This window comes from Bacillus sp. FSL W8-0519 (genome assembly GCF_038005585.1).
GTDB lineage: Bacteria > Bacillota > Bacilli > Bacillales > Bacillaceae_G > Bacillus_A > Bacillus_A paranthracis.
In genome coordinates, this window is the sequence record NZ_JBBOTL010000001.1 from 4,437,654 (window position 1) to 4,451,661 (window position 14,008).

Consider the following 14,008-nt stretch of genomic DNA (forward strand, 5'->3'; position numbering starts at 1 on the left):
TTATATTTAATGATTAAACAAGAACCTTCATAACATTACGTACAGATTCTACAGAGCGATCTAACGCTTCTTTTTCATCTGCAAGAAGTTCTAATTCAATAATTTTTTCAATTCCGTTACCACCTAGAATTACTGGTACCCCTAAGTAAAGGTCACTATAACCGTATTCACCTTCAAGGTACGCAATAGCCGGTAATACACGGCGTTGATCTTTTAAGATTGCTTCTGTCATTTCAACTAAAGAAGCAGCTGGTGCGTAATATGCACTACCGTTTCCTAATAAGCCTACAATCTCGCCGCCACCTTTACGGGTACGTTCTACGATTGCTTCTAAACGCTCTTTCGGAATTAACGTTTCTAACGGAATGCCACCTGCATAAGAATAACGTACAAGAGGTACCATATCGTCACCGTGTCCACCAAGAACAAATCCTGTAATGTCTTTCACAGAAAGATTTAATTCTTGTGCGATGAATGTACGGAAACGAGCTGTATCTAATACGCCCGATTGACCGATAACACGCTCTTTCGGGAATCCAGCTTCTTTAAATACAGAATATGTCATTGCATCAACTGGATTTGTTAACACAACAATAATTGCATTTGGTGAATGTTTTGCAATGTCGCGCGTAATACTTTTCATAATTTTGGAGTTTGTTGCTACTAAATCATCACGGCTCATACCAGGCTTACGCGCAATACCTGCTGTAATCACAACAACGTCAGAATCAGCAGTATCTGCGTAATCAGATGTTCCAATAATGTTAGCATCAAAACCTTGTACTGGGCTCGCTTCTAACATATCTAACGCTTTCCCTTTTGTTGGATTTTCCAGCTGTGGAATGTCCACTAATACAACATCTGCAAGTTCTTTTTGTGCTAATAAGAATGCTGTTGTTGCTCCTGTAAATCCTGCACCGATGACTGAAACTTTCTTGCGTTTGATTGTCATAATTTACCTCCCACTTTAATTATGCGTTTTTGATTATCGCTACATCCATGTTTTTAATAAGTTCATTAGCGAACTCAGAACATTTCACTTCTGTTGCACCTTCCATTAAGCGTGCGAAATCATAAGTTACTACTTTTGAAGCAATTGTTTTCTCAACTGAAGCAGTTACTAATTTCGCAGCTTCGTTCCATCCTAAGTGTTCTAATAATAATACACCAGAAAGAAGAACTGAAGATGGGTTTACTTTATCTAAACCTGCATATTTTGGAGCTGTACCGTGCGTAGCTTCAAAGATAGCATGTCCAGTTACATAGTTAATGTTTGCACCAGGTGCAATACCAATTCCACCTACTTGTGCAGCAAGTGCATCAGAGATGTAGTCACCGTTTAAGTTCATTGTTGCAACAACATCGAACTCACGTGGACGAGTTAAAATTTGTTGTAAGAAGATGTCTGCAATAGAATCTTTTACGATGATTTTTCCAGCCACTTCAGCGTCTGCCATCGCTTTATTCGCTGCATCTTTACCATCTTTCTCAACGATACGATCATATTCAGCCCAAGTAAATACTTTGTCGCCGAATTCTTGTTCCGCTACTTCGTAACCCCAGTTTTTGAAAGCACCTTCTGTAAATTTCATAATGTTTCCTTTATGAACTAATGTAACAGAAGAGCGTTTTTCGTTAATTGCATATTGAATTGCAGCACGAACAAGACGCTTTGTCCCTTCTTCTGAGATTGGTTTAATACCAATACCAGATGTTTCTGGGAAGCGGATTTTATTAACACCCATTGCTTCTTTTAAGAAAGCAAGAACTTTTTCTGCTTCTGGAGATCCTTGCGCATATTCAATTCCAGCATAAATGTCTTCTGTATTTTCACGGAAAATAACCATATCAGTATCTTCCGGACGTTTTACAGGTGAAGGAACACCTTCAAAATAACGAACTGGACGTAGACATACATATAAATCTAATTCTTGACGAAGTGCTACGTTTAGAGAACGAATACCACCGCCAACTGGAGTTGTAAGTGGACCTTTAATCGCGATTAAATATTCACGAATTAAATTTAAAGTTTCTTCTGGTAACCACTCGCCTGTTTGGTTGAATGCTTTTTCCCCTGCAAGCACTTCTTTCCAAACGATTTTCTTCTCACCATCATAAGCTTTTTCAACTGCTGCTTCTAGTACACGAGATGCAGCTGCCCAAATATCAGGACCAATTCCATCTCCTTCGATAAATGGAATAATCGGATTGTTTGGTACATTCATAACACCATTAGTTACAGTAATTTTTTCACCTGTCGTCAATGTGATAACCCCCATGTTTGAAATTTCATATGTATGAAACTGAGGGAATAACCCCTCAGTTCAAACCGTTAGTCAAATTAAAATATTCTAATCATTACATCTTTCCGAAAAAATCAGACTTTTGAAAGCGTATTTTCACTATCAAAATAGTGTTATTCGCTTATCGTTGTGCAATTGGAACATACACTTGATGTGTTGGTCCATTATAATCAGCACGCGGACGGATTAAACGGTTATTTTCATATTGTTCTAGAATATGAGCTAACCAGCCTGACATACGGCTAATTGCAAAAATAGGTGTAAATAAGTCATGGTCAATTCCTAAACAATGGTATACAGAAGCTGAATAGAAATCAACATTTGGTGGAAGACCTTTTTCTTTTGTTACAATGTCTTCAATTTTGATAGACATATTATACCATTTCTCTTCTCCTAAAAGCACGCATAATCTCTTAGACATTTCGCGTAAATGTTTTGCACGCGGATCACCCTGCTCATATACACGGTGGCCAAAGCCCATGATTTTCACTTTATTTTGAAGAGCATTATGAATATATGATTCTACATTTTCTTCTTCGCCAATTTCAGTTAACATCTTCATTACATTTTCATTTGCCCCACCGTGAAGAGGACCTTTTAACGCACCGATTGCTGCTGTAATGCCAGAATATACATCTGAAAGTGTAGCTACACAAACGCGTGCAGTAAATGTAGAAGCGTTTAACTCATGATCTGCGTGAAGTACAAGCGCCTTATCAAAAGCTTCAATTTCAACTTCATTTGGCTCGCGATCATTTAACATGTACAAGAAGTTTGCAGCTAATGATAAATCATTTCTAGGCTCAACAACATCTAAACCTTTACGGATTCTTGCGTAAGCAGCAACTAAAGTACCCACTTGAGCCTGTAATTTAACCGCTTTCAAATAATTGGACTTTTCATCCATAATTTCAGCGCTCTCATCGTATAATGATAGCATGGAAATTGCAGTTCGTAAAACAGACATCGGATGTGCGATTTTTAAATCTACTTGTTTCAAATATGCTAAAATCTCACCTGGAACTTTATAGTATTCCGATACAATCTCATTAAATTTCGCTAGTTCTTGCTCGTTAGGAAGCTTGCGATGCCATAATAAGTACACTACTTCTTCAAATGTAGCATTCTCAGCTAAATCATCAATATTATACCCAACATAAGTTAATGTATCATCAATAATAGAGCTCACAGATGATGTTGTTGCTACTACCCCTTCTAAACCTCGAATAACAGTCATGACATTCTCTCCTTTTCCTGAAAATTCTCCCAACCTTGCTTCTTATATCTATTTGCTCCCCTTTTGAATTATGAACGCCCGTTCACTCTTTAGGCAAGCAAAATGCACGATCATGCAAATTTGTTGCGATGTTCCCCTCTTATTGTCCATTGTCTACATGGAAAGCATGAGCGTGAATGTCTCCCCGAATCCTCACGCTCAAAACAACAAGTTAGTGAGGAAAATGAATTCCGAAGAGTTTTATGATAAAAACAACATAAAACAATATCATTATAAAATTGTTTTATGTTGTTTTTATTTTATCTGGTGTAAAGTCTCTGCTGTTATGTAACTTTTCAAAGTTTCTAATCCTATTATAAACAATTATCTGACTTTTGTGAACAGAAAGAATTCAAAAATTTTATATTACTATAAAATTCCTTATTTAAACATCTGTATAATACTCATTACTGCATAGGCAATTCCAGCCCCAATTAATGGACCTACAGCGACCCCATTAAATAAAGCAACTGCTATAATTGTCCCGAAAACGAGCGCAGTTGTAATATGAGGATCTGTCGTTAATAATTGTACGCCACCTTTTGCTAACAGAGCAACTGCTACCCCTGAAGCTAAAGCAATCCATGCATAATACGATTTCGCTGCTTCTCCAAGTTGCTTAAATCCTATTTCCCCCGTCGCAATCGGTACGAGTACTGCTATTGTAATAACCGTAACACCGAGGTTAATCCCTTTCGTTTGTAGATAAGGAAAGACTTTATCCCCTAGAAATGTAAATTTTAATAGAAATAACACACCAATAGCTACAGTAAGCGATTGGTTTTTCGCAATAAGTCCTATAATAAGTAGTATGAATAAAAATAACGTTGACTGACTAATCATGTTTGCACTTCCTTTCTGAAAATAATGAACTCATTTCCAAACAAAAATACCTTTAAACCTATCGTTATACATGCTATATCGATGCCTATTCAACATGAATCACTTCATTTTTTTACGCATTTTAAAATGACAAACTGAGACTTTCACCATCCAAATGTAAGCATGTATACATTTTAAAAAACGGGCGTCTCTCCTTTCTTTTCTAATTAGAAACAGGTAAAATAAAAAGAAGAGAAAATGAAGTTTTTACCATATAGTAGAAGCATCAACACCAAGCTTTCACAGTCACTCACATACTGAAAAAGCAGGAAAATCCATCATTCCACTATAACATAAAGTGAAACTTTAATCAGTGGGGCACACTCGTTATAAGTTGAACGAATTAGGATAATCCAAATTGGAATGGGAGGTATACATCTTTGAATCGAAACTTACTATATATGATATTGCGACTCGTATTTGTCATTGTAGCGACGGTAGCCGGGTTCTATGCATTACTATATATGTCAGGACTTATCTATCCTTTTATTATCGCTTTCGCATTTGCTTATTTAATTAATCCTGTCGTCAATTTCCTGAATCAAAAACTACAATTTCCTCGCGCACTCGCAGTACTCGTTAGCTTAATTCTCGTATTTGGAGCTATCGTCGGACTCGTTACATATCTTGTAACAGAAGCAATATCTGCCACAACATACTTACTACAACTTGTTACAGTAAAATTTCCGGATATCGTTGCATTCGCTCAGCAGTTTGCACTTAATCATATTATGCCTCTCTACGATGATTTAATCTCTAAATTTAATCATCTTGGGGAACCGCAGCGCTATACGATTACACAAAACATTCAAAACTTAGGAACCGAAGCAACGACGCAAATGAAAGAACTTTTAACCGCTATTATAAGCGGGTTAACAAATTTCATTAGTGCACTACCAACTACTTTAACTGTACTTGTATTCGTTTTATTAGCCACTTTCTTCATTAGTTACGATTGGCATCGTCTTGCTCAGAAAGTAAGAAAGTTTTTGCCCAACCGTGTTCATGGCTATGGAAAAACTATTTTTGTGGATTTAAGAAAAGCTTTATTCGGTTTTGTTAAAGCGCAACTTACACTCGTATCTATGACAACTGTTATTGTACTAATCGGACTTTTAATATTACGCGTACCATACGCCATTACTATCGCGATTATTACAGGGGTTGTAGATTTACTCCCGTATTTAGGAACAGGGGCTGTCTTCGTTCCTTGGGTTATATACGTATTTTTCACTGGCGACACTGCTTTTGCCATCGGTCTTCTCATTTTATACATCGTCGTGATTGTCCAAAGACAAATTATGGAGCCAAAGGTACTTTCATCTAATATCGGCCTTGATCCATTAGCAACACTGATTGCTCTATTTGTCGGCTTTAAGCTCTTTGGCTTCTTAGGATTAATCATCGGTCCAGTCACCTTAGTACTACTTAATACATTGCACAAAGCTCGTGTATTCCATGATTTGTGGAAATATATTAAAGGCTCACCTTCAAAATAATAGTTTCTAATTCATACACAACAAAAAACTTACATGTAATCAGTGGGAAATTCCCACTGATTATTCCTTGTACTTATTTTTCATACTCATTACATAAAACAAGAGAATTGCACTCAAAAAAGATAATTCTCTTGTTTTTTTGCATAAAAAACGCATATTTCGTGGTGTTTTTACATATTTATTCTATTAATTTTATAATTATTACTTACATTTATTACTTTTTATGTAAATGAATAAATATACAAAATAGCACAGAATGAGACTTAAACTGACCATTTACCTGCCCTTATTTAACTCTTTTCGTTCCAATTCATTCTTTTACATACAAAAACAATCTTAAGTTCAGATTCCCACTTTAAACACACTGATTAAGAGCTAATAACTCCTCAAATCGAAAAATACACAACAAATACAACAAAGTAAAACTTTAATCTACAAGGATCCTATCCCCATCGATTATTAACCGTCACATTCGCCGCATATTAAAACACATCTTTCATTAACTGAACTTTAACCACTCTCTCATCCTTTTACAGACAAAAAAATAGTGCTTAGATTGCTATAATCCAAGCACTATTTCTGCACAATAATAGTTGAGTTTTTTCTAAACTTCCATTCCATCCACTTCATAATAAACGGCTTCAATAAAGCCCTCGTCATCGGGATAACAAAGATTAAACCTATTATATCCGTTACATATCCAGGAAGTACTAAAAGAATACCCCCTACAAAGATAAAAATACCATCTAGTACTGCCGCTCCTGGCATTTCTCCTCTATTCAACTTAGATTGAATCTCTCCAAGTACTTTAAACCCTTGTCTTTTCGCCAAATATACACCTACAACACCTGTAAATACAATCATAGCGAACGTAGACCACAAACCTATTACATGACTCGATCCAATTAAGACTGTAATCTCAATAGCCGGTATTAATATAAACAAGAATAGTAACCACTTCATAGTTCTACACTCCTTTCATATTCTATCACTTTAAACACCCTCACAACGTCCATATACACCATATAAAAGCTAAACGCACTTTCCCATCAAACTTCATAACAAACAGCTTTTAAAAGCAATTTCAGACGTTTAAAGCTAGTTTCACCTCATTTTTGTGTAAAAAAAAAGAGAAGGACTCCGATCCTTCTCTCCGTATTACTTATAGCACTTCCGCATGTCCATTATAAACAATTCCGCGTGCTGCATCAACTGTTACTTCTTGGCCATTTTTTAAAGTTGCTGTTACGCCGTTTACACCAACGATAACAGGAATACCGATTGATACACCTACAACAGCCGCATGGCTTGTTAGGCCGCCTTCTTCTACAACTAGAGCAGCAGCTTTTTCAATTGCAGGAATCATATCTTTATCAGTGCTTGTTGTAACAAGGATATCACCTTCGTTTACGTTTGCTACAGCTTCAGCAGCTGTTTTCGCTACAACTACTTTACCTTTTGCAGCTTTACGACCGATTCCTTGTCCTTTAGCAACCTCTTCACCAACAACGTGGATTTTCATTAAGTTTGTTGTACCAGTTTCAGCAACTGGAACACCAGCAGTGATTACTACAGTGTCTCCAAGTCCGATTAGACCTGCATCCATACCTGTTTGAATCGCTGTATCTAACATTTCGTCAGTAGAAGCTGCACGCTTCTCAGCCATAAATGCTTGTACACCCCAAACAAGTGCAAGACGACGTCCTACTTGCTCGTCAGATGTTACAGCTACGATTGGAGATTTTGGACGGTATTTAGAGATCATTTTCGCAGTATATCCACTTTCTGTTGGAGCTACGATTGCAGCTACATCAAGAGCAAGTGCTGTATGCGCAACAGATTGGCTAATTGCATCTGTAATTGTTGGAGTGAACTCTTTAATACGTTTTTTGAACATATCTTCATATTGTAATGATTTTTCAACACGTACTGCAATGTTAGCCATCATTGTTACTGCTTCTACTGGGTATTGTCCAGCAGCTGTTTCACCTGAAAGCATGATTGCGTCTGTACCATCGAAGATTGCGTTAGCTACGTCACTTGCTTCCGCACGAGTTGGACGTGGGTTACGTTGCATAGAATCTAACATTTGTGTTGCAGTAATAACTGGTTTACCTAACACGTTACATTTTTTGATTAGACGTTTTTGTACTAATGGTACTTCTTCTGGTGGAATTTCTACACCCATATCACCACGAGCTACCATTAAACCGTCAGAAACCTCTAAGATTGAATCGATGTTGTCGATACCCTCTTGGTTTTCGATTTTTGGTACGATTTGGATGTATTGAGCGTTATGCTCTTCTAGTAATTCACGGATTTCTAATACGTCAGCTGCTTTACGTACGAATGAAGCTGCGATGAAATCAACTTTTTGCTCGATACCGAAGATGATATCTTTTACGTCTTTTTCAGTGATACCAGGAAGCTTAATGCTTACGTTTGGTACGTTAACACCTTTTTTATTTTTTACAGTTCCGCTGTTAAGAACTTTTGTACGGATGTTTCCGTCAGCTTTTTCGATTACTTCTAGCTCGATAAGACCGTCATCGATTAGAATACGAGAACCTGGGTTTACATCGTCATAAAGACCAGCATAAGATACAGAGAACTTCTCTGCAGTACCTAATACTTGCTCAGTAGAAATAACTACTTCTGCACCTGTTACAAGCTCAGCTTGTCCGTCTACGAAGTCGTGAGTACGGATTTCTGGACCTTTTGTATCAAGTAAGATACCAACTGTTTTACCAGTTTTCTTTGAAGCTTCACGAATGTTTTTAATACGAGCGCCATGCTCTTCATGGCTACCATGAGAGAAGTTTAAACGAGCAACGTTCATACCTGCTTCGATTAATTGCTCTAATTTTTCAATACTTTCACTAGCAGGACCTATAGTACATACAATTTTAGTTTTACGCATATTGCACCTCCGAAAATTATGAAACCGTTCCCAAATATCCGACATTACGCCGATTAGATGGATAATTCTTTAGATAATTGACACATATCTTTATCGATTGTATGTTTTTGAGCTAACGCTTCGATAATGTCATGATCAACAAGTTTATTATTTTGAATACCTACACAACGTCCACCTTTACCAGCAATTAACAATTCAACTGCTCTTGCACCAAGACGACTTGCTAATACACGGTCTTGTGCACTTGGTGATCCACCACGTTGTACGTGACCTAATACAGTTACACGAGTATCAAAGTTTGTTGCTTCTTCAATGTGCTTACCGAAGTCAATTGCACTTCCAACACCTTCAGCTACAACGATAATACTATGTTTTTTACCACGTTCACTACCGCGTTTCAGACGAGCGATAACCTCATCCATGTCATACTCTTCTTCTGGAATTAAGATTGTCTCCGCACCATCAGCTAAACCAGCCCATAATGCGATATCACCAGCGTGACGTCCCATTACTTCGATAACATATGTACGTTCATGAGATGTAGCTGTGTCACGAATTTTATCAATTGCATCAATAACAGTATTTAAAGCTGTATCGAAACCAATTGTAAAGTCTGTTCCAGGGATATCATTGTCGATTGTACCTGGTACACCAACACATGGGAATCCTTGTTCAGTTAATTTTTTAGCGCCTTGGTAAGAACCATCTCCACCAATAACAACAAGTCCTTCGATACCGTGTTTCTTTAATTGCTCGATACCTTTTAGTCGTACTTCTGGGTCTTTAAACTCAGGACATCTTGCTGTATATAATTTCGTACCACCGCGGTGGATAATATCGCCAACAGAACCTAGTTCTAATTTTTCAATGTGACCAGAAATTAATCCAGCGTATCCATGGTAAATACCATATACTTCAATATCATGGAAAATCGCTTTACGAACAACTGCACGAATGGCAGCATTCATACCAGGTGAATCTCCACCACTTGTTAATACACCAATACGTTTCATTTGTACTCACCTCATAAAGATTATTTGCCTTATAATAAAATAACACGAAAAAATATAAAAATACAATGGAGAAGATGTGTCTTTTCATAATAAAAACGTGCATTCGCGAAGTGGAACGCACGCTTTTCTTATTTTATCCAAATGGAAGCGTTTGAAAACGAAACTTGCCCAATTTTCATATATTTTTCATAACGTTTTTCGATTAATTCATCTTTCGAAATTCCGTTTAATTGTTCAAAAGTTTTTCTAAGCATTAAATCTATATTTTCTGACTGTTTCAAAACATTACGGTGTGCTCCACCTTTTGCCTCTGGAATAATTTCGTCAATTACACCTAATTCTTTCAAATCTGCTGCTGTAATTCTCATCGCCTCTGCAGCTTCCTTTGCTTTTCCTGCATCTTTCCAAAGAATTGCCGCTGCACCCTCTGGCGTAATAACAGAATAAGTGGAATTTTCTAGCATATGAATGTAATCTCCTACTCCAAGACCTAGTGCACCACCACTACCCCCTTCGCCGATAACGATACAAATAACAGGAACCGTTAAGCCTGCCATTTCAAATAAATTGCGGGCGATCGCTTCACTTTGACCACGTTCTTCAGCAGCTTTACCAGGATAAGCTCCTTTCGTATCAATAAAACAAATAATTGGACGATTGAACTTTTCCGCCTGCTTCATTAAACGCAATGCTTTTCGATATCCTTCTGGGTGAGGCATCCCAAAATTACGGCGAATATTTTCTTTCGTATCTTTTCCGCGTTGATGCCCGATTACAGTTACAGGCATCCCTTTATACTTCGCAATGCCGCCGACAATCGCTGCATCATCGCCAAATAGACGATCTCCATGACATTCAAAAAAATCAGTAAATAAGTGCTCAATATAATCGAGCGTTGTCGGTCGTTCTGCATGACGAGCAATTTGAACACGGTCCCATACTTTCATATTGCCGTATATATCTTCCTCTAAATTTTCTAGCTTGTCTTCCAAAATACGAATCTCCTCACTGAAGTCCATCTGGCTGTTTTTCGTATAGTCTTTCAGTTCACGAATCTTATTTCTTAGCTCAACAACTGGTTTCTCAAATTCTAGCTCTGCCATACGGCCATTTCCCCTCCTTGATGAACTTCTAAAATCTTACGAAGCGATTCTCTCATATCATCACGATGTACCACCGCATCTAATTGACCATGTTCTAGTAAGAATTCTGCCGTTTGGAAATCTTCCGGTAGTTTCTCACGCACCGTTTGTTCAATTACACGTCTACCAGCAAATCCGATCAGCGCCCCTGGTTCTGCAAGATTATAATCACCAAGTGAAGCGAAACTCGCTGAAACCCCGCCCGTCGTTGGGTGAGTCATAACAGAAATAAATAATCCTCCTGCATTACTATGCTTTTTCAAAGCTACGCTTGTTTTTGCCATTTGCATTAAACTTAATATCCCTTCTTGCATACGGGCACCACCCGAAGCAGTAAAGATAATAAATGGAACTTGTAAGTCGTATGCCTTTTCAACCGCACGGGCAATTTTTTCTCCTACAACAGAGCCCATGCTCCCCATTCGAAAACGAGAATCCATTACTGCAACAACAACAAGCATGTCATCAATTGTTCCTTCACCAGTTACAACCGCTTCGTTCAAGTCAGTCTTCTTACGATCGCTCTCTAGTTTCTCTTCATAATCTGGAAACTCGAGTGGATTTAATGAAACCATTTCTTTGTCATACTCACGGAATGACCCTTCGTCCAATATACTATCAAGACGTTCCCATGCATTCATAGGATGATGATATCCACAATTCACACATACTTTTAAATTTTTTAGAAGCTCTTTCGTATACATGATTTTTTTACATTTCGGACATTTTGTCATAACGCCGTCTGGTACATCTTTTCGTACTTGTTCTGAAGGTATTGCAGCGTACTTTTTCTTTTTCACGAATAAATCTCTTAGCACAATTTGACCCCCTTCGTTGAGAGCTAAGGTTAGCGTAAGAAGAAAATTGGGCTAACACCAAAGTTTGATGTTAGCCTTATCTTCTCAATCTGTCTAATAACCTCACTCTTTACGTTTAACTTTAACCGCTACGCGATAGAATGTTTGTCATAACGTGTCATGGTCATTTCGACAAATTTTATACATTACGAGTGAAACTGTATATTCTCTACTAATTCATCGTAAATTTTTAGTGCATCATTTTCTTGTTTTTCTTCCAAAATAGCGTAAAGCTTTCTATACATATCGATAGAATCTCCTGAAACTTTACAAGAAAGCGTTGATACGTAATCATTTACGATCATCCAAATGCGATATAGTAAATAATTATCGACTTGTTCAATAAGTGTTTTAAAGAACGTTTGGTGAAGCATTGGAACTGAGTTTTCATTTCCTTCAAGCACTTGATGTAATTTACTTAGCACTTTAGAAAACATTTCTTTCGGTAAATTACATACAATTCGAATCATATCTTTCTCAAGCAATCGTTTTGTTTGTAATAAATCACGAATTGTTTTCTCATCTTGCAGCAAGAACGGAGCAATCAATTGTACAAGACCGTTATCGTAAAAGTTTCGAATAAACGTCCCTTCACCACGTCTCGTTTCAATTAATCCTACAAGTTCTAAAGCACGCAACGCTTCTCTTACAGAGGAACGTCCTACGTTTAAACGTGAACTTAACTCACGCTCAGACGGCAAACGATCCCCTGCTACCAATCCATCCTCTTCCATAATGGAACGGATTTTTTTTACAATTTCGAGATATACTTTTGTATTTGATGATGTCAATGGAAATTCCTCGCTTATTCTTTACCAATCAGCGCTAATTGTTTTGTTTTCTCAGCAACTTCATTTGGATCTACTTGACGGCGAGCTACTCCTGTCTCCATTGCAGCTTTTGCAACGTAAGCTGCTACTTGAGGCGCTACACGCGCGTCAAACGGTGCTGGAATGATATAGTCTGCATTTAACTCATCTTCTGCTACAAGCTCAGCAATAGCTTGTACAGCTGCCATCTTCATTTCTTCGTTAATTTGTGTCGCATGTACGTCAAGTGCACCGCGGAAAATACCAGGGAACGCTAGTACATTATTTACTTGGTTTGCGAAGTCAGAACGACCCGTTCCAACAACAGCTGCGCCCGCTGCTTTTGCCAATTCTGGCATAATTTCTGGAACTGGATTCGCCATTGCAAAAATAATTGCATCGTCATTCATTGTACGAACCATCTCTTCTGTTAATGCACCTTCTGCAGATACACCAATGAATACGTCCGCACCTTGTACAACATCAGCTAAAGAACCTTCGATACGATTCTTATTTGTATATTTTGCCACTTCATCCTTCACCGGATTCATACCTGTAGGACGACCATCATAGATTGCCCCTTTACGGTCACACATAATAATGTCGCGTACGCCATAGCGATATAAAAGTTTAATAATTGCAATACCTGCTGCACCTGCGCCATTTGCGACAACTTTAATGTCAGACATTTTCTTTCCAACTAGTTTTAGCGCGTTCACAAGACCCGCTACTGTTACGATAGCTGTTCCGTGTTGATCATCATGGAAGATAGGAATATTTGTTTCTTTTTTCAAACGTTCTTCAATAATGAAGCAGTTTGGTGCTGCGATATCCTCTAAGTTAACGCCGCCAAAAGTTGGCTCCATTAATTTTACAGTTTCAACAATTTTATCTACATCGTTTGTATTTAAGGCAATTGGGAATGCATCTACACCAGCAAAGCTCTTGAATAATACAGCTTTACCTTCCATTACTGGAAGAGATGCTTCAGGTCCGATGTTACCAAGACCAAGTACAGCCGTTCCATCTGTCACAACTGCTACCATATTTCCCTTCATTGTATATTCATATACCTTACTTTTATCGTCATAAATTTCTTTACAAGGTTCTGCAACCCCTGGAGAATATGCAAGACTTAAATCTTTTGCATTTTCTACTTTTACTTTTGATACAGTTTCTAATTTTCCTTGATGCACTTTATGCATGTGAAGTGCTTCTTCACGAAGTGTTGACAAACTATCCACTCTCCTCAAATTATTCTTGCTGATATCAATTTCTCCAAGTGGTCTGACCACGAACACTACTAC

At 37.7% G+C, this 14,008-nt stretch carries 12 protein-coding genes; 1 reads left to right on the forward strand and 11 read right to left on the reverse strand.

The features are described from left to right. Positions 1-13: 13 nt before the first annotated feature. From mdh to NST14_RS23295, 4 genes are all read right to left on the reverse strand, one after another. On the reverse strand, positions 14-952 hold the full coding sequence (gene mdh / locus NST14_RS23280; protein ID WP_000153232.1) for a malate dehydrogenase: 939 nt from the start codon (positions 950-952) through the stop codon (positions 14-16). 19 nt (positions 953-971) lie between these two features. Continuing rightward, complete coding sequence (gene icd, locus NST14_RS23285; RefSeq protein WP_000206898.1) at positions 972-2,264, reverse strand: NADP-dependent isocitrate dehydrogenase; 1,293 nt, start codon at positions 2,262-2,264, stop codon at positions 972-974. A 160-nt stretch (positions 2,265-2,424) separates the two neighbouring features. Next, positions 2,425-3,573, reverse strand: a complete 1,149-nt coding sequence (citZ, locus tag NST14_RS23290; RefSeq protein WP_000503660.1) for a citrate synthase — start codon at positions 3,571-3,573, stop codon at positions 2,425-2,427. A gap of 387 nt (positions 3,574-3,960) precedes the next feature. Continuing rightward, complete coding sequence (locus tag NST14_RS23295; protein WP_000625507.1) at positions 3,961-4,422, reverse strand: DUF441 domain-containing protein; 462 nt, start codon at positions 4,420-4,422, stop codon at positions 3,961-3,963. A gap of 419 nt (positions 4,423-4,841) precedes the next feature. Between NST14_RS23295 and ytvI the strand changes: the two genes are divergently transcribed. Next, the gene (gene ytvI / locus NST14_RS23300; RefSeq protein WP_001081397.1) at positions 4,842-5,960 is read left to right on the forward strand and encodes a sporulation integral membrane protein YtvI; all 1,119 of its coding nucleotides are present in this window, start codon (positions 4,842-4,844) and stop codon (positions 5,958-5,960) included. 573 nt (positions 5,961-6,533) lie between these two features. On the opposite strand, the gene NST14_RS23305 is transcribed toward ytvI, so the two are convergent. The 7 genes from NST14_RS23305 to NST14_RS23335 form a co-directional block, all read right to left on the reverse strand. Beyond that, complete coding sequence (locus tag NST14_RS23305; protein WP_000871626.1) at positions 6,534-6,923, reverse strand: FxsA family protein; 390 nt, start codon at positions 6,921-6,923, stop codon at positions 6,534-6,536. A gap of 199 nt (positions 6,924-7,122) precedes the next feature. Further along, positions 7,123-8,880, reverse strand: coding sequence for a pyruvate kinase (gene pyk / locus NST14_RS23310; protein ID WP_001232661.1), 1,758 nt, complete (start codon positions 8,878-8,880; stop codon positions 7,123-7,125). Positions 8,881-8,933: 53 nt separating this feature from the next. Beyond that, positions 8,934-9,893, reverse strand: coding sequence for a 6-phosphofructokinase (gene pfkA / locus NST14_RS23315; protein WP_000821160.1), 960 nt, complete (start codon positions 9,891-9,893; stop codon positions 8,934-8,936). A gap of 128 nt (positions 9,894-10,021) precedes the next feature. Continuing rightward, positions 10,022-10,996, reverse strand: coding sequence for an acetyl-CoA carboxylase carboxyl transferase subunit alpha (gene accA / locus NST14_RS23320; protein ID WP_000818794.1), 975 nt, complete (start codon positions 10,994-10,996; stop codon positions 10,022-10,024). Beyond that, positions 10,984-11,853: an acetyl-CoA carboxylase, carboxyltransferase subunit beta gene (accD, locus tag NST14_RS23325; protein WP_000942861.1), complete on the reverse strand. Its 870-nt coding sequence runs from the start codon at positions 11,851-11,853 to the stop codon at positions 10,984-10,986. Before accD ends, accA begins: the two co-directional genes overlap by 13 nt. 185 nt (positions 11,854-12,038) lie before the next feature. Beyond that, entirely contained in the window at positions 12,039-12,683 is a 645-nt protein-coding gene (locus NST14_RS23330) for a FadR/GntR family transcriptional regulator (protein WP_000204431.1), read from the reverse strand. Between the two features lie 14 nt (positions 12,684-12,697). Further along, positions 12,698-13,906, reverse strand: a complete 1,209-nt coding sequence (locus NST14_RS23335; RefSeq protein ID WP_001970845.1) for an NAD(P)-dependent malic enzyme — start codon at positions 13,904-13,906, stop codon at positions 12,698-12,700. Positions 13,907-14,008: the final 102 nt, after the last annotated feature.

What these genes read in the sequence shown, in the direction of transcription:
- mdh (WP_000153232.1), bottom strand. Translation starts at nt 952, where the DNA reads ATGACAATCAAACGCAAGAAAGTTTCAGTCATCGGTGCAGGATTTACA.
- NST14_RS23295 (WP_000625507.1), bottom strand. Translation starts at nt 4,422, where the DNA reads ATGATTAGTCAGTCAACGTTATTTTTATTCATACTACTTATTATAGGA.
- NST14_RS23305 (WP_000871626.1), bottom strand. Translation starts at nt 6,923, where the DNA reads ATGAAGTGGTTACTATTCTTGTTTATATTAATACCGGCTATTGAGATT.
- pyk (WP_001232661.1), bottom strand. Translation starts at nt 8,880, where the DNA reads ATGCGTAAAACTAAAATTGTATGTACTATAGGTCCTGCTAGTGAAAGT.
- pfkA (WP_000821160.1), bottom strand. Translation starts at nt 9,893, where the DNA reads ATGAAACGTATTGGTGTATTAACAAGTGGTGGAGATTCACCTGGTATG.
- accA (WP_000818794.1), bottom strand. Translation starts at nt 10,996, where the DNA reads ATGGCAGAGCTAGAATTTGAGAAACCAGTTGTTGAGCTAAGAAATAAG.
- NST14_RS23335 (WP_001970845.1), bottom strand. Translation starts at nt 13,906, where the DNA reads ATGCATAAAGTGCATCAAGGAAAATTAGAAACTGTATCAAAAGTAAAA.